We start from the raw sequence: 21,725 nt of genomic DNA, 5'->3' as shown, positions 1-21,725 counted from the left end.
ATCTTACCAGTGGCCTGGCGCTGCGGTTTGGTGCCGGCGCCAGCAATTGCAGTCCCAGCTTTTGAGGCTTGCATAAAAAATTCGCATTGGCAACAATGATTAAATAAACGGCATCAACTCAGATGCCGTTCGGGCTTCGGTGTCGAGACGGGATCTACAATCCTGCGCTGAATCTGATCGACCCAGACATCGATCGGCCCCAGCGAACATCCCATTTCCAGCATGTCGATCAGCTCGACAGGCCCTGCGACCTCGAGTTCGATCCGTTCGGCGCCGGCATGCAGAAAATTCTGGGAAAGGCCGAGCTTGTCGGCATGACGGCGAATCCACGGGACGAACGACGCGGAGTTGACGTCGCCAATGATGGTGATCCGTTCGCGCAACTCGCTCTGCCGTGATCGTCGCATGGAATTCTCTCGCTCGTCCTGTGATGACAGCATAGCGCTTCGTCGCCCTTGTGAAAGGGCCATGAGGGAAGGTTCTGGTCATTCCACCGATAGATGCCTCCAGATAGCAATCCTGCCCAGCTCCGTGGAGAAGGTGACATCAGCCGTCGCCTCCATAGCGGTCGTCAAAGGCCGCATCTCAGAAAATGAGCTGCAGATTCTTCAGGTCGACTAGGTAAAGCGGAAGGAGGTGACGACCGACCTCGATGACCCTTCAGCCGGAGACTTGCTGCTATTGCAGGCACGGTCCTTGGGCGGAAACTTATGGCGCGCGCATGTCGCTTGCGGGCCTCACCTGAACACCCAGAGAAGGTTTATCAGGAAATTGAAGGTGAAGGCCGTCCCTATGCCGAAAAACTTTGCCCATAAGGGCGAGAGCCCGACCTGCTGCGCGAGGATCAGCGTCACACAGACGTTGATGGACAAGCCGACGAGCGCGCCGATCAGAAACAGTGAAGCGCGCTTGCGGCTTATTGCCTGATTAAAGACATAGCGGCTGGTGACGCTGTAATTGACGGCGGCCGCGACCAGCCAGCTCGATGTCGCCGAAAGGCCGAGCGGCAGGCCAAGCGCCAGCACGCAGCGAAACATCGTGAGGTCGACGAATGCAGCGAGCCCCCCGGTGAATACATAACGGATAGCCTTGGAAAAGATCATCCGGATGTTTCCTCTGTCCGAAGCGCCGCGAACACTGGGTCCGAATAGGTTGAAAAGGTCAGCCAGTCCTCCCGCGGTACGTTGGAGCGAATGAGCGGCAGGACACCGGCGCGCCGCGCCGCAAGACCGTCTCGCTCCGGTCTGTCGCCGATCAGCACGGTTTGCGCCGGACCGACACCGGCGCGCTGCATCAGCATCTGCAGTCCGCGTGGATGAGGTTTCTGGATGCCGACGCCGGGATCGCCTGCGGTCAATATGTAATCGGCCGACAAGTTCATCCTCTGCAGCTTCTCTTCGGCAGGATAATCAGAATAGATCCCGATCGCCTTGTTCTGCCGTCTAAGACCGGCAAACAGCTCGACCAGCCCGTCATACCGGCAGGATGCGAGATGAGCGAGCGGACGGCGGCCGATCCACTCGCTGACAATTGCCTCTATCCTTTCGGCAGGTTCGCCAGTTCGCGCGACGATACGCGCCATCAGGTTCACCTGAAAGTCGTCGATTTCCTCCTCGCCGATGGTTTCGCGCAAGGAACGATATGCACGAAGCACACGCAGATTGGTTAGACTGCCCCGCGCCACAGCATGAGCGATCAATTCGCCCGCCATCCGAAGGCGCAGCCTCCTCTGGCTATATAGCGTTCCGTCGACGTCGAAGACGACGAAACGGATACTGCCCCAGTCGATATCCTTCGCCATGATCATCGGATGGTGATGTAGTGCTGCTCGGTCAGGGTCACTAAAAGCGGAATGTCGACGAATGTCGTGAAGATGAAGGCGGCCACCAGGGCCATGACGATTGCGATCAGCCCTGGCTCGCGGAAGAGCTTCTCCGGTTTTTGCGCCGTAGAGCCCGGTTTCGTCGCCATCACGAAATAGGCAGTAAAGAGGGCAACGACGAAGGGCAGGACGAGCATGTATTCGATGCGATACTTGACCAGGAAGACGGACAGGAACGCAATCGAAAACAGTGAATAGGCAATGCAGGAGGCGGTCAGCGAGACCTGTGTATACCGAGCGAAACTCGCCCGGTAGCGCGACAGCAGTTCTTTGCCATGGGACGCGACGATCTCGTCATATTCCGACAAGCGCTTGGCCGCCATTAGGAACGCGCCGCCGAACCAATAGGCGAGAATGATCGATCCCGGCGGCAGGCTCGTTGGGTCGATCATCGACCAGCCGATCACCAGGCGGATCGGATTGTTGATCGATTCCGAGATGACGTCGAGATAGGCCTTGTCCTTGCTTCTGATCGGGTCGAGATTGTAGAGGATTCCCTGAATCGCAAACAGGCAGGCGACGCAGAAGAGGAGTTTGCTTGAGAGAATGGCGCAGCCGAGGCCGACGATGAGCAGCACGGTCCATTCAAGCTGAACCAGCCTGCCGTTCATCGCGCTTTGCACGGCGGACCGCTGCGATTTCGTCGGGTGATGCCGGTCAAACTCGCGGTCGAACCACTCGTTGATGCAATAGTTCGCAGAGGCGATGCAGAGCGCGGTCACAAGGCCAAGCAGGACCGAAGACGCCAGGTCGTCGTTTCTGACCCCGCGCAGAAGATAGGCGAGGATGATGCCCGGAACGATGAAGACATGCTTCGTGCTGTGATCGAGCCGTGCAATGGCGATATAGTCGCGCAAGCCCGCTCGCCCTGATGCTGGGACGCTGCGGTCACTCGAGCCTGTGTTCATACCAGACGCCTCCTTCACCGTCAGACGGTCTAATTCCGATCACCATCCAACAGATACACGTCATAGGTTTCGAAATAATTCCCGGGGCCGAGTGTATGCTTTCACCGCCGGCCTATGCCGGGTGGGGAAAGAGCGAGAAAAGAAGGGACAAGGCGCGGCGAAAGCGGCGGGCGAGGGAGAGGGTCGGAGAGGAAGGCGCTCGACGGCGTCGCGTCCCCAAAAAGTTTTTTCTCCCGCTCTTTTTGCCACTTCTCGATCCGGCGTTCGAGCTCTGCCTTCACAGTGAGCTCGAACGCGTCAGAGACTTCGCTTCCGCTACCGAGACTGAACGACCAGACATCAAGACGAGCGTCAACGATCTTTGAAAGCATCACCGAAGACTGCCAAAAGCTCTCCCTGTCTTTCGCGTCTCGCATTCGCCGAAACCAGACCTTCGACCAGATATTGCGCTCATAGGCCGCTTTCGCTCCACGGTAGGCTTGTCCGATAAACCCCTGCCGAGCTGGCGTGCCGCACGGCCATTGGAAAACAACGACCTTCACCGGCGCGCTGCGCCTTACAGGAATGACTGCCCCGTTTGTCTACGATGGAGCCATGAACGGCAACGTCTTCCTGGCATATGTCGAGCAGGTCTTGCTGCCGACCCTTCAGGTCGGCGACGTTGTCATCATGGACAATCTGCCGGCCCACAAGGCATCCGGTGTGCGCGACGCCATCGAGCGCGCCGGCGCCATGCTCATGTTCCTGCCGCCCTATAGCCCAGACTTCAACCCCATTGAAAACGCATTCTAGCCATGCTGCGGGCTCGGGCGGAGAGAAAGATCGATGCTCTATGGGATGCGGTCGGCACATTGATCCCCCGCTTCACACCCGCAGAATGCGCAAACTACTTCAGGGCTGCAGGGTATGACCCAGATTGAACAGGATCTGCTCTAGTTGAATGCAGATCCACAACTTCGGAAAGTTGATAGCCCAATACTATACGCTGAAATTGGCGGCTTTCGACCGTCGCCTTTTCTATTTTAAGCAGGCTTCGCTACTGAAGGAAATGATAATTGTTTGGGGAGATTTCGGGATTTTAGCCGCTATAGCTTTTTGTACTCAGCTCGCAACAACTTGCATGACGCTATGACGCGGGGAAATGTTATTGCCAAAACTGGCAGAACTAGAAACGATGTGACCTTGCTCACTGCCACTAGGTTCGCAGAGGGGCTTGTCTGACTTGCGAAATTCAGAAAAATAGTTCCGAATATCATGACCGTGTAGAATAGAACTGCGCCGCAGGTTATTTTAAAATACCAGACGAATAAGTCATCGGTTCTATCAGAATTGTATTCCAACAAGAACAAAAGGTCAGCCTTAGGGCGAAAATTGTAGAAAAACATGATAACTGCGAGAAAAATACCAAATACCAAATATCCAGTATTTTGAATTTTGATATCAAAAACGAAAACTAAAAATCTGACGCAAATGAAGAGTGCGACAAGAAAGTAGAAGCTTTTGGACGCTCGCTGGTTGTACGACTGCATTTTTTTCTGATCCACCACTTCCTCCTGTGATTGCAAATAGCAAATCAGCGCGCTATGGGTTTATTTCTTTTAGGGGAGCGTCATCCCTTGTCAAGGAGGAATTGATGTCAGTTACCACCGGTTCAGCTGCTGTAGATGCAATATTAGGCTTCGGAGACGGATTACCTCACGATTACGCAAGTACAATGGGTTTTGCCGGGAATCTCGTATCAGATCAGGCTAACGCTGCTGTGGTAGGAATGGGCATTGCTGAGCAGGCAATGAGATCGATGTCATCCGCCGAATTTGCTTTTCGGTATGGCCCCTACTTTGATGGTGTTACCGGTCCTGCCGCTATGATCAGCGCACTTGCCGCGGTAGGGCAGGCGGCGGCAGGAGATACGGATGGCGCGGTAGGGTCATGGGCCAATGGTGCTGCGGCCCTGCTTGCCGGCGATGCAGCCTTGGCTTTGGCTGCGGCGTTCGGCTGGCCGGCCGGTGCTGGTGCTGGGGCCGCCTTGCTGGCGGGTTTGGTCACCGCAGGACTGGTATCATATGCATGGGATCAGCTCGGCGGGGAGGGTGCGGCATCTTTTTCGGATTATTTCCCAAATCCCCTTGCCTTGGTGGACCCATTGGTCTTCGACTTAGATGACAACGGAATCGAGACTATAGCGGTTGAAAATTCTGAAGTATACTTTGACTATACGGGAAATGGGCTTGCGACCAAGACAGGATGGGTGAGCAGCGACGCCATGCTGGTTCGCGAAGCTGACGGTGATGCTCAGTCTGTATCGGCGAATGATCTTGTCGGTGCAATTAGCGGCGACGCTATCGCCGACCTAGTGGCAATTGACGAAAACGGTGATGGCGTACTTGACGTCAATGATAGCGCGTTCGGTGAGCTTTCGCTTTGGACAGACTCTAACGCAAATGGTCGACTGGATGCCGGGGAGCTTCGGACGTTAGCTGAATCGGGAGTTGGATCAATTCGTCTCGATCTTGAGCCTGAGCAAGTAAACAATAACGGAAATCTTTTAGTTGGAACAATTGAATTCACTCGGGCGGATGGTACGACGGCTTACGCATCCGAGTTCAACTTCGCCACCCAGACGTTACACTCCCAGTATGAAGTCCCTGAGGGCTTTTCTTATACCGTAGATGCCATGAGATTGCCCGCGCTGCGCGGTTACGGAGATGTACCGAACTTCAGGATTTCCGCATCGCTAGACGGGGATCTTGCTCAGGAATTTAAAGAATTTGTACTTCAGGCTCCTTCGCTCGGAGATGGTAGGTTTGATACAAAGTTCGAGAAACTGATCATGTCTTGGGTTGCGTCGGCAACCGGAAGAACATTCGACTCAAATATAAACTCTTTTGACAATCATCTCTCAGTCGTTGAAGCATTCTACGGCTCCGACTATGGTTTCGACAGACTGACTGCTCCAACGATAAACACAATCGAGGGAGCGTACGAGACTATCATCGACTATCTTAAAGTGCGTTTCCTTTCGCAAGCTGTATCCAGCGCGATATCAGTCGGAGGCGATATCTCGGTTTACGACAGTTGGCTCGGATCCTTCGAGTACCTTGGCTACGACCTCGCGACTGACACTATCGATGGCGACATTGAAGAAATACTTTCGTCGATTGTAGACAAGTCGATGGATAGGGGGGTCGGCTACTTCCTCCAAACCGCCGTCCCGCTCATCAAGGCGCTGCGCGTAGATTTTTTTCATAACAGTATCGACGAACTCCGAGCATCGCTTGAGGAAATTCCGGAGTTTGCCATGCTCACTGCATCGCAAAAAGAAGTCTTCGATCTCGTAGCTGAAAGTCGCAATGTCATTACAAATGATAGCCTGGGCAATAGCCTGACCGGCAGTGCTGCCCATGAATTGCTACTGGGAACATCGTTGGATGAAGCCATCAACGGCGGAGGGGGAAATGACATATATCTCTATACGAAGGGCGGCGGCAACGACACGATCACCGAGTTTTCCAACAACGGCACGGACCAGCTGAGGCTTGTCGATGCCAATCCCGCCGATGTGCATCTGAGCTATCAGGGATCGGATCTGATCATCACGATCGACGAAAGCTCGCCTGATGCCGGTGACGGTGGATCGATCCGGCTGGTCGGCAGCCTCGGGGCCTCCTACTATGGCGGCGTCGAGACCATTACCTTTGCCGACGGTACTGTCTGGGGTCCGGAGGAATGGACGCGGATCCTGTTGACTGGCACGTCAGCGGATGAGAACTTTGTCGGCTTTGCGAGCAACGACACCTATTATTATAGCCGCGGCGGCGGCAGCGATACGATCACAGAGGTCTCCAACAACGGCGTGGACCAGCTGAAACTGGTCGACATCAACCCCGCCGATGTGCGTCTGAGCTATCAGGGTTCGGATCTGATCGTCACGATCAAGGAGAGCTCCCCTGGCGCCGGTGATGGCGGATCGGTGAAATTGGTCGGCAGCATTGGAGCTTCCTACTCTGCCGGCGTCGAGACGATTGCCTTTGCCGATGGCACGGTCTGGGGTCCGACTGACTGGACACGCATTCTGCTCACCAGCACATCGGCTGACGAGGCGTTCGTCGGTTTTGCGAGCAACGACACCTACTATTACAGCCGTGGCGGCGGCAACGACACGATCACCGAGTCCTCTAACAAAGGCACGGACCAACTGAAACTGGTCGATATCAACCCCGCCGATGTGCGTCTGAGCTATCAGGGTTCGGATCTGATCGTCACGATCAAGGAGAGCTCCCCTGGCGCCGGTGATGGCGGATCGGTGAAATTGGTCGGCAGCATCGGAGCTTCCTACTATGCCGGCGTCGAGACGATTGCCTTTGCCGATGGCACGGTCTGGGGTCCAGCCGACTGGACGCGTATTCTACTCACAAGCACCTCGGCTGACGAGGCGTTCGTCGGTTTTGCGAGCAACGACACCTACTATTACAGCCGCGGCGGCGGCAACGACACGATCACAGAGGCCTCCAACAAAGGCACGGACCAACTGAAGTTGGTCGACATCAATCCAGCCGAAGTGCGTCTGAGCTATCAGGGTTCGGATCTGATTGTCACGATCAACGAAAGCTCACCCGGTGCCGGTGATGGCGGATCGGTGAAATTGGTCGGCAGTATCGGAGCCTCCTACTCTGCCGGCGTCGAGACGATTGCCTTTGCCGATGGCACGGTTTGGGGGCCAGCCGACTGGACGCGTATTCTACTCACAAGCACGTCGGCGGACGAGGCGTTCGTCGGCTTTGCAAGCAACGATACCTACTATTACAGCCGCGGCGGCGGCAATGACACGATCACCGAGTCCTCCAACAAAGGCACGGACCAACTGAAACTGGTCGATATCAACCCCGCTGAAGTCACACTCGAACGAAACGGCAACCATGTCGTAATCCTGATCGCAGAGAGTTCTCCGGGCGCGGAGGATGGTGGATCTGTGGTCCTGTACAATTCGATAAACAGCTCCTATTCGACCGGCGTCGAGCGGCTTGTTTTTGCGGACGGAACAACATGGGATTCCGCTGCGATCCTCGCCCATATCACCTCAGTCGGTGGAACGCCGGGCAATGAGACCATCAGCGGCACGTCCGCCGCAGATGAAGTGCATGCCGGGCATGGCAACGATACTTTGGTCGGCGGCGCCGGCGGCGACACCTACATCTATCTTGCAGGCGACGGTAACGACATCATCGACGAGCAGACATCCGGAGCCGACAGCGACATCCTGCGCCTCGATGACCTTCTCAAGAGCGATCTCCGTTTCGAGAGAACCGCAGCGGCTGTCAATGACGTCATCATCCGCGTGCTTTCGACTGGCGAAACGATCACGCTCAAGAACCAGTTCAACCTGGCAGGCGGCGTTGAATCGATCGTCTTCAAGGATGGCGAGGTCCTCGGTGGTGCGTCCGGTACTCTCGATACGGCGCTTAAGGGTATGGTCGGCATCTACGGCACGGCGGGCAACGATACGCTGGCCGGAACGCCGGACGGTGACACTTTTATCGGCGGGACCGGTGATGATCGTTACAACAGCGGTACGGGCAGCGATATCTATGTTTATGCCAAGGGTGACGGCAGCGACTATATCGATGACCAGTCGAGCTCGACGGTTGACATTGACGTGCTGCGTTTCACAAACCTCAATGCCAGCGACGTCACGTTCAGCCGTTCGGGTTTGCATTCGATCATCACCGTCAACGAAACGGGAGCCATCATCACGCTCGACGAGCAGTTTTACTCGGCAACGGCAAATTACGGCCTGGAGAGGATCCAGTTCGCGGACGGCACGATCTGGGATCGGACGCAGATACAGGCGGCTTCATGGATCCGGGGCACAGTCGGCAATGACACCGTCACCGGCACGGGCGGCAATGACACGCTGTATGGGGACGCAGGAAACGACACGCTCTTCGGCAATGACGGAAACGACATCCTCATTGGCGGCGATGGTGACGACGCTTTGCGCGGGGGCACTGGCGACGATAACTTGGCAGGGGGCGCCGGTCTCGACAGTTTCGATGGCGGCAGCGGCTTCGATACAGCCGACTTCAGCTATTCGACAGCCGCCTGGACGCTGGATCTTCAGCAGGGCAAGGCACTATCGAGCGGCACCACGGAAACGATGGTGTCGATCGAAGCGCTGATGGGCGGGACCGGCGACGACATCCTGGTCGGCAGTTCGGGGGCCAACCGGCTGGAAGGCTATCTCGGCAACGACACGCTCACGGGTGGCGCAGGCGATGATGCCTTCGTGTTCAAAGCAGGGTTTGGTCATGACACGTTGACCGATTTCACGGCCGGTGCAGCCAGTGTGGATGTGCTCGACATCAGCACGAGCCTTTTCAGCGACTTTGCCGCTGTGATGGCAGCGGCAAGCCAGGTCGGTGCGGATACGCTGATCACTTACGATGCCAACAACTCGATCACGCTGAAGAACGTAGGGCTGACAAGCCTCCATCAAGACGACTTCCATTTCACCACTGCAGCGTGATGGAAGGGCGTTTGTAGTGAACAACACTTCGGAACAGCCGTCACAAGTGTTTCTTGTGGCGGTCCTGTCGTCGCTTCGTCGAGCCTTCCTAGGTGTCGGCCTAACAAGCTGCGTCATAAACATCCTTGCCCTGACCGGCTCGTTTTTCATGCTTCAGGTCTACGACCGGGTCATTCCCGGCCGTAGCCTGCCGACATTGGTGGGGCTCGGGATCATCGCCGCAACGCTTTTCGTCTTCCAGGGTATTCTGGAGCTGATCAGATCGTTGCTCCTCGTCAGGGTTGGCACCGCGGTCGACGAGCGTTTTGGTGACCGCGTCTACGGTTCTCTGGTGCTATTGCCATCTCGCATCCAGATGCCGGGCGATGGGCTGCAGTGCGTGCGCGATCTCGATACCGTCCGCGGCTTTCTGTCGGGACCGGGGCCGACCGCTCTATTCGACATGCCCTGGATGCCCTTCTATCTCTTCCTTTGTTTTCTCTTCCACTTCTGGATCGGGGTGACTGCGCTTGCCGGCGCGCTGATGCTTATCGCCTTGACCATGCTCACCGAGGTCCGGTCGCGGCAGCCGGCGAAGGAAGCGGCCAGGCTTGCCGCCGAGCGCATCAATCTTGCCGAAGCGACCAGACGAAACTCGGAAGCCGTCCTCGCCATGGGCTTCGGCCATTTCATCGGCGAGCGCTGGTCCGAGCTCAACCGAAAATATCTGGCAAACCACGTTGCCGCCAGCACCGTCACGGGTGGGCTTGCGACCGCTTCGAAAATCCTGCGCATGATGCTGCAGTCGGGCGTGCTTGCCGTCGGTGCCTTTCTGGTTATCCGGCAGGAGGCAACCGGCGGCATCATGATTGCTAGCTCCATCCTGGTCAGCCGTGCTCTCGCACCCGTCGAGCTTGCGATCGGACAGTGGAAAGGTTTCGTTGCAGCTCGGCAAAGCTGGGGACGGCTGACGAAGCTCATGACGCTCATGTCTTCGAACGAGCGTGAGATCGCTCTGCCGGCGCCACGAGAAAGCCTGAGCGTCGAGAACCTGCAGGTAGCTGCCCCCGGTGGCCGCATCCCTATCGTCCGGGGTGTCTCCTTCAAGGTTTCGGCGGGCGAGGCCGTTGGCGTCATCGGCCCAAGCGCATCGGGGAAATCGACGCTCGCCCGCGCCATCACGGGCCTTTGGCTGCCACTAGGCGGAGCAGTGAGGCTCGACCAGGCATTACTCGCGCAATGGGATTCGCGAGAGCTCGGCCGCCATCTCGGCTACCTGCCGCAGGATGTCTCGCTCTTCGATGGGTCGATTGCTCAAAACATTGCGCGCTTCGATCCGGACGCCGGTTCCGAGGCAATCATTGCCGCAGCGCGGGCAGCCGGCGTCTACGACATGATCGTGCAGTTCCCCGATGGATTCGACACGAAGATTGGAGAGCATGGATCGGCAATCTCGGCTGGCCAGCGCCAGCGCGTCGCTCTTGCTCGAGCGCTCTATGGTGATCCATTCCTGGTGGTGCTCGATGAGCCGAACTCCAACCTCGACGCTGATGGGGAGGCGGCGCTGACAAGAGCGATTTCCGGCGTTCGCGGCAGAGGAGGAATCGCGATCGTGATCGCCCACCGGCCAAGCGCATTGGTGGCCGTCGACAAGGTCCTAGTCATGGGCAACGGCCAGATGCAGGCCTTCGGTCCCAAGGACGAAGTGCTGAGCAAGACAACGGCAAGGCCTGCAAAGGCAACGCCGCAACCCGTCCGTCTGCTAATTGGTGGCGAGGAGACGGGATCGTGAGAGAGAAGCCGGCGATTTCGGCGGAACGCGCCATCCGCAATCTGACGGTGGCTGCGCTTGGCACCGTCCTGTTGCTCGGCGGCGTCATGGGAGGTCTTGCCGCGACCACCCACCTGTCAGGCGCCGTCATTGCAGCGGGAACGGTTGTCGTCGACAGCTACGTGAAGCCGGTCCAGCACCAGAAAGGTGGAACGGTCGGCCAGATCTTCGTCAAGAATGGCGATCGCGTAGAAGCCGGCCAAGTTCTTATTCATTTGGACGACACGCAAACGCGCGCCAATCTCGCCATCGTCAGAAAGCGTCTCAACGAGCTTTTCGCCAGAACGGCAAGGCTTGAGGCGGAACGCGCCGGGGCAGAGACGGTCGAGTTTTCAAGAGACTTTCTTGCTAAAGCCGACGATCCCGAAGTCAGCCGTTCGATTGAAGGCGAGAAGCGCCTCTTCGTCGACAGGAAGTCTTCGCGCATGAGCCGGAAGGCGCAATTGCGCGAGAGGATTGAGCAGCTCAAACAGGAAACTGAAGGCTCGGTCGCGCAGCAAACCGGAAAGCGGCAAGAGATCGGCCTGATCGAGAAGGAGCTGGAGAGCCTTCAGCGATTGTTCGATCAGGGGCTTGTGCCGGCCAACCGGGTGTATGCGCTGCAGCGAGAATCCGCGAGCCTGACGGGAGAGCTCGGCAGTCTGCTTGCAAACGAGGCACAGGCGAAGGGCAGGATTACCGAGACCGAGCTTCAGATCATCCAGATCGACGACGATCATCGTAGCGAGGTGTCCGACCAGCTTCGCCAGGCCGAGAGCGACATCGGCGAATTTTCCGAACGCCTTGTCGCAGCCGAGGATGACCTGCAACGCATCGATATTCGCGCGCCCCAGGAAGGCATCGTGCATCAGCTTGCCGTCCACGCGCCCGGCGCCGTCATTGCCCCGGGAGAAGCGATCATGCAGATCGTTCCGGATCGCGATGCGCTCGTCGCTGAGGTGAAGCTGTCGCCAAGCGACATCGATCAGGTCAGCATTGGTCAGACGGTGCATCTGAGATTTTCTGCCTTCAGCCAGAGGAATACGCCGGAGCTGAACGGCGTCGTGACAGGGGTGGCGGCGGACCTGACGGCGGACCAACGATCGGGGCTCAGCTACTATGTCGTTCGGGCCGAGGTGTCCGAGGGCGAGTGGCCGAGACTTGGGCAGGTCACGCCTGTTCCCGGCATGCCGGTCGAAGCGTTCATACAGACGGGTGAGCGGACTGCTCTGGCCTATCTGACGAAGCCGTTGATGGATCAGGTCGCACGGGCCTTCAAGGAAGAATAGGGAATGCAGCGCGTTGATCACAGACAGAGGGAAGAACGACTTCTTACCATCGCCGATGCGTTAGCCGGTTCAGCGTTTCCTGGGACAACGGATCCGGTTCAGATCGATGAACAAGATCTCAGTCGCGAGACAGATCAAGCGAAAAACCGCTTCCTTTTTCTGGATGAGCTGCGGGGAATAGCTGCGCTTTCGGTGGTTCTCTTGCATGCCAGCCATATTTTCGGCTGGCCTTAACACCCAGCCTCCTGACCGACCAGAAGTCTTAAGGGCAATAGGAACAACGCGCCAAAAGCAAGGATACCGACGTCGGCAAGAGCAGCGGATTGAACGACTGGAGAAGCTGGTTGCCGCCTTCAAGCAAGCTGCCTTCGGCCGCAAGTCCGAGAAGGCCGACCCAGAGCAATTCGATCTTGCGTTGGAAGACCTGGAAACGGCGATGGCGGGCCGTCCATGCCGAAGATGAAGCCGATAGCCCTCGGGGAAGCCACAGCCCAAACCCCTGCAGCAAATCGCGGCGCTCTTCCCGCTCATCTTCCTCGCGTGGAAGAGATCATAGAGCCCGAAACCCTGATCTGCTCTTGCGGCGGAGGTTTGCATTGCATCGGCGAAGATGTATCCGAGCGGCTGGATGTCGTGCCGGCGCAGTTCCGTGTCATCGTCACTCGTCGCCCCAGATACGCCTGTCGCGCGTGCACCGACGGCGTTGCCCAGGCTCCCGCGCCCGCACGACTGATCCCGGGTGGCCTGCCGACAGAAGCGACTATCGCTCATGTGCTGGTGCAAAATACGCCGAACACCTACCGCTCTATCGGCAGGCGCAGATCATGAGCCGACAGGGTATCGATCTCGACCGTTCCACGCTCGCCGATTGGATCGGCCGGGCAGCGTTCGAACTGCGCCCGGTCTTCGACGCTCTGATGGCCGACCTGAAGCGGTCGACGAAGCTGTTCATGGACGAGACCCGTGCGCCGGTTCTCGATCCAGGCTCTCGCAAAACCAAAACTGGATACTTCTGGGCGCTGGCCCGTGATGACCGACGATGGGGCGGAGGCGCGCCTCCAGGTGTCGCCTTCTCCTATGCCCCGGTCGCGGCGGACTACATGCCGAGCGGATATTGCGAGGGTTCACGGGCGTCCTGCAAGTGGACGGCTATGCCGGATATAACCGGTTGACCGCACCGGATCGTGCCGGGCTTGGCATCCGGCTAGCCTATTGTTGGGCACATGCGCGGCGTAAGCTGGTCGAAATCACCCGTGCTGGTGCAGCACCGATTGCCGAGGAAGGCGTGAGGCGGGTTGGTGAACTCTATCGCGTCGAAGCCGAACTGCATGCTCTTTCCCCAGAAGCTCGGTTGGCCGGAAGGCAAGAACGGTCAGCGCCTTTAATCGCGGACATGCGGACATGGCTCACGCATCATCGCGCCCGCGTCGCGGGCAAGTCGCCACTCGGCGAAGCACTTGCCTATATCGCCAAATACTGGGACCGCCTCTGCATCTTCCTGGGTGACGGTCGGATCGAGATCGACAACAACACCGTCGAGCGAACCATCAGGCCGATTGCACTTAATCGCAAGAACGCGCTCTTTGCAGGCCACGATGCTGGGGCTGAGAATTGGGCGACCATCGCCTCACTCATCGACACGTGCAAACTCAATGCTATCGATCCGTTCTCCTATCTGACCGACACGCTCACTGCCATCGTCAACGGCCACAAGCAGAGCCGGATCGGCGAGCTGATGCCGTGGAATTATTCGGGCGAACAGACGGCTAAAGTCTGCTGTCCGCCCTAAGCGGACCTCACTTGAAATCGGGAAAGACTACCCGCTTGTCGTCAGGCGTCTCCGCCCATGCTCGATAGGCCTCGTATTTCAGAGCACCGGACGCGATTCCCTTGATCATGCGACGGCACACCTCGGCAATAGCCTTCGCTGCGGGCATTCCGCTATCCCGTTCGACCTCTGCCCGTGCTCGGTCGGTCATCGCCGCCAACCCGTTCTCAGCACATCCCTGGATAATTCGCGAATGGGTCGACGGCTGTTCACGAATGACAGAAGCGTAGTATTCGAAAGTTTCTCTGTTCCATGCACCGCCATCAGCCCGGACCAAAGACGGGAGCGCGAGGGTAGCAACGAGAGAGGCAATCAATTGAATTCGGTTCGGCATGGCACTCCGCCTAAGGTTGCGCCGCTGAGAAAAGCAGTTTCTGACTGTGAGCGCAACCTTTCACGCGGGGCCGCAATGACTGCTATTGGCGCATTCCCATAAGTGTCGCAGCGGTAGCTTTCTGGCCTGCCGCGCTTAGTCAATGTGCGGAGAAACACCGATTACCTAAAATCCGAGATAGCCGGCATTAAATCCGAAACGGACGAGCTTGAAATCCGAATTAGACGAGAACAAGCTCCGAATCGGACGGAGGAGATGGGCCGTTGATTGGGATCACCACAGATCGGGTCAGAGGAGAGCGCTCGCTCTTCGGGCCGATACTTGAGACCTTCGCCGCGAACGAGATCCTCAGGCTCTCGACTTGGAGCGATGTTCAAACAAATATTCACCACTACCGCGACAAGGATCAGGACGAAGTCGATGTCATTCTCGAAGACGAAATGGGCAGCATTGCGGGATTTGAAATCAAGGCGTCGGCAACCGTGACACCGGCCGACTTCAAGGGGCTGAGAAAAGTCGCAGCCGCAACCGGAGCCGCCTTCAAAGCGGGCTGGGTGCTCTATGACGGTGACAAGGTTCTGCCGTTCGGGGACAGACTTGCTGCTGTGCCCCTCTCTTGTCTCTGGAGCGGATAATCGCCCACCCGGCGATTTGCAGACCACCTGGCCAGCGAACTCATTTAACGCATATATTCGTCAATGATCTGCACTTTGTCATAGACGACGATGTAGTGAACGTCCCGCTTCAACAGATGGAGCGCGTTGAGAGCCTGCTCGACGAGCTCGCGACGCCCGCGACGTTCTGCCCACATCCACACAGCTCCCGCCTCTCAAGCCGCGGTGGCGGAGATGGCGGGCGAGCCGCATCCCATATCAGAAGCAGCGATCGCGACAGTGGACTGGCGGCGATCTCTGCCGTTGCCGGTTATTTCAGGACCACCCCCTCGCGTCTGGATTCGTTGAGCCGAGAGCTGGCCTAACTGCGCAGGCGGCTGCGAACCATCTTCTGCGTGCGGCAAAGATCATCGGCATGAAGGCGCGCATCGTCTGTGTCAATAGAGTAAAACGGCTGACGACTCCTCCCGCGCCCGCATTTGCCTCGCTGAAAGACGGTTCCTTCGCGGTCCTTGCCGGCGGCACCGCTGAAGGAAGTAGGCGACGAGCGCGACGAACGTCTGATGCAGCACGTACCAAATCATAAGCCAGCAACCACACAAGAGGCTGATTTCAAGACCTCTTTGATGCTGCCAATAACCTGGGGCGGCCTTTACTTTCCCGTAGCAATTCCTCGCGCATAGTAGCACCAGAAAAGAATGGGGAGGGATGAGGGGATGGTTTCTGCTCTATCATAAAGACCCACTCGCAGAAGCTATCAACGCTCCAGCTGAACGGCTTTGACAGAGTCGCATGGATTTAAGTTTATCCCATAAGGAAATTTTTCGTGGCGACAAATTCCGATAACTTTAATTTAACGGACTGGAAACTGTGCCTGCCGATCGACGAGGATGGAGGCACCGATGGGACGGCCTTCGAAATCCTTGATCTCTCAGGTTTCGAACATTCAGAATATTTCTATACGGCGGACGATGGTGCGATGGTTTTTCGTGCAATCACGGAAGGCGCCGTGACGAAGGGCACGACCTGCGCGAGGTCTGAGCTGCGAGAGATGGATGATCACTCATTGGCTTCCTGGAGCTTGTATGAAGGAGGCACGATGACCGCGACCCTGAGGGTCGATGAGGCGCCGCGAACGACCGACGGCGCGGATGGACGTATTGTCGTCGGCCAGATTCACGGCTCAGAAGATGAATTGGTCAGGCTCTATTGGGATAATGGCGCAGTCTATTTCAAGAGCGACAGGGGCGGGGACGGCAACGAATCGTTGAAATTCGAACTGACCAATGCAGGAGGCGCCACACCGCAGGTTTCTCTTGGGGAGCAATTTTCCTACAAAATCGATGTTCACGGAGATACCCTGACGGTCGTCGCCTATGCGGATGGGGACATTTACACGTCTGTCACAACGATCAGCTCTGCCTGGGACGGCGAACAGTTCTACTTCAAGGCAGGAGCCTATCTCGGAAGCAATGAGACGAACAGTACCGGCGCCGGCCAAGTATCATTCTATGGGTTCGATTCTTCTCATGAAGCTGGCGAAGGGCTGGGCGGTCTGGAACGAACGGTGACAGCCGATGATGGCACGAGCCACTACGCGGCAGATTCAACTGGCACGATTGGCAACGATGTGCTTACGGGTGGTGAGCTTGCTGACGTCATTTACTGCTACGGCGGCGACGATATAGTTCACGCCGGTTTCGGAAATGATAAAATCGTTGGAGGATCTGGCGCTGACAAGCTGCTGGGGCAGGAGGGCGATGATAGGATTTACGCCGGAGCCGGCGATGATATTGTCTATGGTGGTGACGGCAACGACACAATCGACGGCGGCACGGGTAACGACACGCTCAAGGGCGAAGCCGGCGCGAATATTATTGCCGGGGGCGACGGAGACGATCGTGTTTATGGCGGTGCAGGGGCCGATGATCTGAGCGGCGACGCCGGTGCTGACACCATTGTTGCTGGCGAGAGCAGTGACATTCTAAGCGGTGGTGCCGGTGACGATAGGCTCTATGGCGGTGAAGGCGCTGACCAGCTCTATGGCCAGGACGGGGCCGATATGCTCGCTGGCGAGGGCGGCGCCGACAGGCTTTCCGGCGGGGACGGCAATGACAGCCTCTATGGCTATGGCGATAATGACAAGCTTTACGGGGATGCCGGCTCGGACAAGTTGGTGGGCGGTGAAGGCGATGACACACTTTACGGCGGGGCCGGCGACGATCGGCTTTACGCCGATCAAGGTGCTGACAATCTGTATGGGGGGGCGGGCTCCGACACCTTCATTTTCACTTGGCTCGACCAGTCCACATTAACGTCCGCTGGTCGCGATGATATTTATCAGTTTTCCGAAGCCGAAAACGATATCATCAATCTGAGCGCGATCGACGCGAACACTGTTATCAACGGAAGTCAAGCGTTCCATTTCATTGAAACCGAGGCGTTCTCGAGGAACGCCGGCGAATTGCGCTATGTCAACACCCCGTCGGAAACCTACATTTTCGGTGACACCAATGGTGATGGCGCCGCGGACTTTTCGATTCACGTCGATGGCGTCATCCACCTTCAGAGCGGTGACTTCATACTCTGAGATCGTTAGGACACGCTACTTGTTTGAGCCTAATGAATGGCTCCATTTATTGGACATTCGTTCACCAGTGGCGGCCGGACTGTTGCTCACCGCGAAGTTCGGCGATACGGCGATGTGTCGCCTCAGTCGTGCCTTCAGGCAGGCTGTCGAGCGAAAAGAACCCGCTGTCGGAGATTTCCCAGTCCGGCGGGCGTGGCGTCGTCTGTTCAACGGTCGCCCGATAGAACACGACATGATCGCGCTTTGTGACCTTCTTATTGAAATAGACCTGGACCAATTGCGGTTTGCCGATGATCCTAAGGTTGCCCTCCTCGCGTAGCTCCTTGACCAACGCTTCTTCGGCCGCCTCGTTATGTTCCAGTCCGCCGCCCGGCATATGCCAGCCGCCAACATAGCTGTGGCGCACGAGGAAAATCCGGCCGTCCGCATCGAAGCAGGCGGCCCTGACACCCATTGTCATGCTGCGGGTTAAGGAGAAATAGACATGCAGGAGGCGCAAGACCAGCCTCTTGTGAGTAGGGAGATTTTCTTTGTCCACCGTAGTTCCGTTTGGGCACTTCATCGCGCCGGATATGTTTGATTTGTCAGCAAGCTGTTTCAGTCTATTTGCATTAAGTTAGAGTAGGTGTGACGTCCATCTTTCACAGGAGCCCTGTCCCTAAATTCAATATTTTTTCAAAACGCATAACGAATTTGAGTATGAGTATCGAAATCGGCGCACGCACCTTCTTTGGCAGCGCACTAAAATCACTGCTCGAGGATAACTGCTCCCATCGGCTGATCATCTGGCGATCATCGGCGTCCTTGTCAATCTAGAAGGTTGCTTACATTGCCCCTCCCGATGGCAATACATTATTTTTATCCACTGGGTTTACCTTGATGTGACACTATCTGCTGTGTCGCTCCCGGTGTGCCGCCCGCCGTCGTCCAGGTGCGACTGTCTCACCGGATCGTCGCTCACTGTCTGCAACATACAGATAGGTAAACCGTTGTTCAGTAAGAGGCAGAGCCCAAGGTAGAGGCGTCGGTTAATCATATTCTATATTAGCGCTGTGCAATATGTTTGTATGATCATACAACTCATGTCAGAATTGCCGATCTGGGGGTGTTCGATCGGACTGTGAGGAAATCACTTAGGAAATAATCGGAGGATTCCCGTGAATTTTCAGCAGAGAGAGATTTTAAGGGCCGCGCTTGCCGACATTGAAAATCTCGCAGCACCTCGACACATAGATGAGGTGAGCGCCGCGCTTGGGATGGACATGGTCCAATTTGCCAAGCTTGGACCAGAAGGCATGAAGCAGGCCATCTGCACTCGATTGCTGCTTGGCAAGGCCGCTACAGCAAGCAGATCCATTGCAGATCAGAAGGGATGGCACGTCGCTCACCCTCCTGTTCCGTCTACGCGCAACTGACTCGAATTCCAGTCAGTTTCAAATTCGCATTGTCGTGTCAAAGCAGTGGAAGTGCATCGAGTTTCAACGCCGCAGAATAGCTGGCTTCCGACGAGACTGCCGATTGGCGCTGACCAGCGACACGCTCGAACTCGGTTGGATTTTGTAGGGCCTCCCGCGTCATCGCCGTCAGGCGTTTAAATCGATCGATGCATTTTGATTTAAGCGGCTCGCCATTGTCGGAAGCAAGCTTGAGGATGGCTGCAAGCGGCCTCAACGCATAGACATGATAGTCAAGGGCTTTCTCTCCCCGTCCCAGTTCCGCCGGCAAAAAGCCGCGCTCATCTACTTGGCAAGCGCCAATTTCGAAACTTGTCTCACCCCATTTCTTGAGGTCAGAATTATCAAGAAGAAATCCGACGGCAGTGACCGACAGGCCCGCCCAATAACGGTGATTATTGGTCTTTGCCTTGGGGCCCAGACGGAATGAATAGGCGTCTATAGTATCGTGAGCAAGCGCGCCGAACCATGTCAAATAGAGCGCTTCCCGCTCATTGGAAAGCGGAACACGTTTGCTGGCTGCTCCAACCGCGAGGGCGATTTCGGCCACCCAACGGTCGCGGCTAAGGTAGGCATCAACTGTTCGCATATCAGTCAGCGCCTTCGCAGAGGCCCATCGATCGACGTTTTCTAGAACGCATTCTGCTCGCGCCTGAGTAACTAACGAATTTTCGGACGTGGCATAGGCAATGTTGGTCAGCAGCCGAATGGAATTGCGTATCGGCTGCACAAGCTTATCACGCGTTTCCGACGCGTCCTCATCGATTGACGATTTTGAACTGTCGTCAGCCTGGTATTTCGACTGTGTCTGTAATGAAGCAGGCGGCGACGGGATGCTCACGCAAAGAGGGATTTGCTGGGAATCGATGCCGGGTATTCCGGTTCCAGCGCCGTTGCTCGGGGAGAGGGACGAAATACTGCTCGTTTGAATCGTATAGTCCTTCTCGGTGGCGAGGGCCGACGTCGCTTCCGCGTTGTCGGCGGACGTCCAGCGGTTCTCCTTGGCAGCCGAACCAAAAAAACGATCACTCATCTCGTGGAGCGCAGCCATCAGACCGCCAGAAGCGCCCCGCGATTCTGCCGAAACAACCACATCGGGGGTGCTTGGGATTTCCTGGGCGCTGCAGATGCTTGAACAGAACAAATTGAGCGAAAGAATAGTTAATGTATGTAATGAATTTGCCCGCATATTTATCTCCCGTCTTTTGTGGGAGACTAAGGGCCAGGAAGAAACAGTCCGTTCTGGCAAATCATAAAATTTTATGCATTGGCTTTTTTATTTTATATCCAGATGAAAGTTAATTGCATTGGACTCACTCCATTAAGTGCGAATTTACCAAGAAAGTACGTCTTGTTGGAATGCTATGAGACTGTTGAACATCTGCCAGTCCTCCTGATTGATGAGGCTCGAATAGGGATCCACCGAACCGTTCCTGGTTCAGCGACGGAAGCTCTTGTTCCGCGGCCCGACACGAGCTTCGTCCAGAAAACTGCTTTCTAATCGCTTTCCTTTGGCAGCCCGGGTAGCGCCTTTCGCCACTGCATCGGGAAGCTTTCAAGCGCTCGCTCGTGTGCCAATCTTACGGCTGGTTCGGCAGCGCTGAGAATTTGACGACAGCCACGTCAAATTCCGCCCACGCGTCTAATAGCTTCTGGATCACTGTTCCTGCGCGCCAACAAGCATTCAGCTAACGATGCGGCCGGACAGGCAATGGGATCTATCGCGATCGCCTCGATACGTGTCTGCGCTTCTCTTAGCGATCAATGGTTCCCACCCCGTCAACGCTCCCATCCCGAGGCCCCGGACGCGCTTAGTGAAAAACTCAGCTTAACCGCGGATGATTTGCCAAACATGCAACGACGAGAACAGTGGCGTCCCGGCTCTGCCTGACCTGCTGATGTAACCCGCCGTATACTCAGGAGATAGTCGGTGCCGTTCCCGGTACGAAGTCTTCATCGGTTACTTTGAATCATGAGGTTCAAAAGGGAATCTGAAGGCTCATGAAAAGGGGAGACAGTCATTTTCTACTCGTCGACCTCACCTAAGCCGGAACCGATCTGCGGAGGAGCAGTCGCCACCTTGGATAGCGCATGCCTCTAGCAAGTATCCCTTGGGATGCATTCTCTGTCCGGTACCGTAATCGATTGGACGTTGCTGCAGTGCCTCAGCTAAAAAAAACTTAAGATAACAGGATCTTGGTTAATGGTGCATCGCACAATGATCGTGCATCGAACGCGTGTTTTTTTACGGTTTACTAACCAACTGATATCCCTGTCGAAGTTGGCCCTCCTACTTTTCCCTCTATGTCCGCAAACCGGCTGATTCCACATGCGTGTGCCCGCTTTTTGTGCATATTTACAAATACTTAAATACTGGAAATTGAATTTGGTTATGTTGACGTTCCGAAGAAATATTGTATTGCCAAAACGGGCGCCGTTCCGAGGTCCTGCATATAGATTTATTTGAATTTATTGTGACGGGTAGAAGAACGGAAGTTGCATTCTTTGTTGAAT

The 21,725-nt window shown here is 56.4% G+C and carries 16 protein-coding genes and 2 pseudogenes; 9 read left to right on the top strand and 9 right to left on the bottom strand.

Annotated elements, in window-relative coordinates:
- Positions 1-113: 113 nt before the first annotated feature.
- The 5 genes from GGD53_RS15900 to GGD53_RS15880 all read right to left on the bottom strand — a co-directional run bounded on the left by GGD53_RS15900 (position 114) and on the right by GGD53_RS15880 (position 3,332).
- Positions 114-407 (bottom strand): acylphosphatase, encoded by a 294-nt coding sequence (locus GGD53_RS15900; RefSeq protein WP_184457537.1) that lies wholly within the window; start codon positions 405-407, stop codon positions 114-116.
- Between the two features lie 330 nt (positions 408-737).
- Positions 738-1,103, bottom strand: coding sequence for a GtrA family protein (locus GGD53_RS15895; RefSeq protein WP_184457535.1), 366 nt, complete (start codon positions 1,101-1,103; stop codon positions 738-740).
- Positions 1,100-1,801 carry an HAD family hydrolase gene (locus tag GGD53_RS15890; protein ID WP_246717795.1) on the bottom strand — a complete coding sequence of 234 codons (702 nt, stop codon included), beginning with the start codon at positions 1,799-1,801 and terminating at the stop codon, positions 1,100-1,102. Before GGD53_RS15890 ends, GGD53_RS15895 begins: the two co-directional genes overlap by 4 nt.
- A 2-nt stretch (positions 1,802-1,803) precedes the next feature.
- Positions 1,804-2,790 (bottom strand): UbiA prenyltransferase family protein, encoded by a 987-nt coding sequence (locus GGD53_RS15885; RefSeq protein WP_184457533.1) that lies wholly within the window; start codon positions 2,788-2,790, stop codon positions 1,804-1,806.
- A 101-nt stretch (positions 2,791-2,891) separates the two neighbouring features.
- Entirely contained in the window at positions 2,892-3,332 is a 441-nt protein-coding gene (locus tag GGD53_RS15880) for a hypothetical protein (RefSeq protein ID WP_184457531.1), read from the bottom strand.
- Between GGD53_RS15880 and GGD53_RS15875 the strand changes: the two are divergent.
- The 6 genes and pseudogenes from GGD53_RS15875 to tnpC all read left to right on the top strand — a co-directional run.
- Positions 3,286-3,710: pseudogene (locus GGD53_RS15875) on the top strand (transposase); the annotation flags it as partial. The gene GGD53_RS15880 and the pseudogene GGD53_RS15875 sit on opposite strands and share 47 nt — an antisense overlap.
- 713 nt (positions 3,711-4,423) lie before the next feature.
- Positions 4,424-9,313, top strand: coding sequence for a calcium-binding protein (locus tag GGD53_RS15870; protein ID WP_184457529.1), 4,890 nt, complete (start codon positions 4,424-4,426; stop codon positions 9,311-9,313).
- Between the two features lie 16 nt (positions 9,314-9,329).
- A complete protein-coding gene (locus GGD53_RS15865; protein WP_184457527.1) occupies positions 9,330-11,084 on the top strand; it encodes a type I secretion system permease/ATPase in 1,755 nt (584 codons plus the stop codon).
- Positions 11,078-12,391 carry an HlyD family type I secretion periplasmic adaptor subunit gene (locus tag GGD53_RS15860; RefSeq protein WP_432443124.1) on the top strand — a complete coding sequence of 438 codons (1,314 nt, stop codon included), beginning with the start codon at positions 11,078-11,080 and terminating at the stop codon, positions 12,389-12,391. Before GGD53_RS15865 ends, GGD53_RS15860 begins: the two co-directional genes overlap by 7 nt.
- 3 nt (positions 12,392-12,394) lie before the next feature.
- Positions 12,395-12,625 carry a hypothetical protein gene (locus tag GGD53_RS31445; protein ID WP_210303244.1) on the top strand — a complete coding sequence of 77 codons (231 nt, stop codon included), beginning with the start codon at positions 12,395-12,397 and terminating at the stop codon, positions 12,623-12,625.
- Positions 12,597-14,180 (top strand): annotated as a pseudogene (tnpC, locus tag GGD53_RS15850) (IS66 family transposase). Before GGD53_RS31445 ends, tnpC begins: the two are co-directional and overlap by 29 nt.
- A gap of 7 nt (positions 14,181-14,187) precedes the next feature.
- On the opposite strand, the gene GGD53_RS15845 reads toward tnpC, so the two are convergent.
- A complete protein-coding gene (locus tag GGD53_RS15845) occupies positions 14,188-14,553 on the bottom strand; it encodes a hypothetical protein (RefSeq protein ID WP_184457523.1) in 366 nt (121 codons plus the stop codon).
- A 263-nt stretch (positions 14,554-14,816) separates the two neighbouring features.
- Here GGD53_RS15845 and GGD53_RS15840 point away from each other — a divergent pair, with 263 nt between their 5' ends.
- On the top strand, positions 14,817-15,188 hold the full coding sequence (locus tag GGD53_RS15840) for a DUF4143 domain-containing protein (RefSeq protein WP_246717794.1): 372 nt from the start codon (positions 14,817-14,819) through the stop codon (positions 15,186-15,188).
- Between the two features lie 44 nt (positions 15,189-15,232).
- On the opposite strand, the gene GGD53_RS15835 is transcribed toward GGD53_RS15840, so the two are convergent.
- Positions 15,233-15,364, bottom strand: a complete 132-nt coding sequence (locus tag GGD53_RS15835; RefSeq protein ID WP_184457521.1) for a hypothetical protein — start codon at positions 15,362-15,364, stop codon at positions 15,233-15,235.
- Positions 15,365-15,993: 629 nt separating this feature from the next.
- Here GGD53_RS15835 and GGD53_RS15830 point away from each other — a divergent pair.
- Positions 15,994-17,757, top strand: coding sequence for a polysaccharide lyase family 7 protein (locus GGD53_RS15830; protein WP_184457519.1), 1,764 nt, complete (start codon positions 15,994-15,996; stop codon positions 17,755-17,757).
- Positions 17,758-17,818: 61 nt separating this feature from the next.
- Here the strand turns inward: GGD53_RS15830 and GGD53_RS15825 are convergent, their stop codons facing one another.
- Positions 17,819-18,319 (bottom strand): NUDIX domain-containing protein, encoded by a 501-nt coding sequence (locus GGD53_RS15825; protein ID WP_184457517.1) that lies wholly within the window; start codon positions 18,317-18,319, stop codon positions 17,819-17,821.
- Positions 18,320-18,914: 595 nt separating this feature from the next.
- Between GGD53_RS15825 and GGD53_RS15820 the strand changes: the two genes are divergently transcribed.
- The gene (locus tag GGD53_RS15820) at positions 18,915-19,172 is read left to right on the top strand and encodes a hypothetical protein (protein WP_184457515.1); all 258 of its coding nucleotides are present in this window, start codon (positions 18,915-18,917) and stop codon (positions 19,170-19,172) included.
- Positions 19,173-19,209: 37 nt separating this feature from the next.
- On the opposite strand, the gene GGD53_RS15815 is transcribed toward GGD53_RS15820, so the two are convergent.
- Positions 19,210-20,400 (bottom strand): alginate lyase family protein, encoded by a 1,191-nt coding sequence (locus GGD53_RS15815; RefSeq protein WP_184457513.1) that lies wholly within the window; start codon positions 20,398-20,400, stop codon positions 19,210-19,212.
- Positions 20,401-21,725: the final 1,325 nt, after the last annotated feature.

The sequence above is a fragment of the Rhizobium aethiopicum genome (assembly GCF_014197535.1).
GTDB classification, from domain to species: domain Bacteria; phylum Pseudomonadota; class Alphaproteobacteria; order Rhizobiales; family Rhizobiaceae; genus Rhizobium; species Rhizobium aethiopicum_A.
This window is presented reverse-complemented; position numbering and strand designations above follow the sequence as displayed.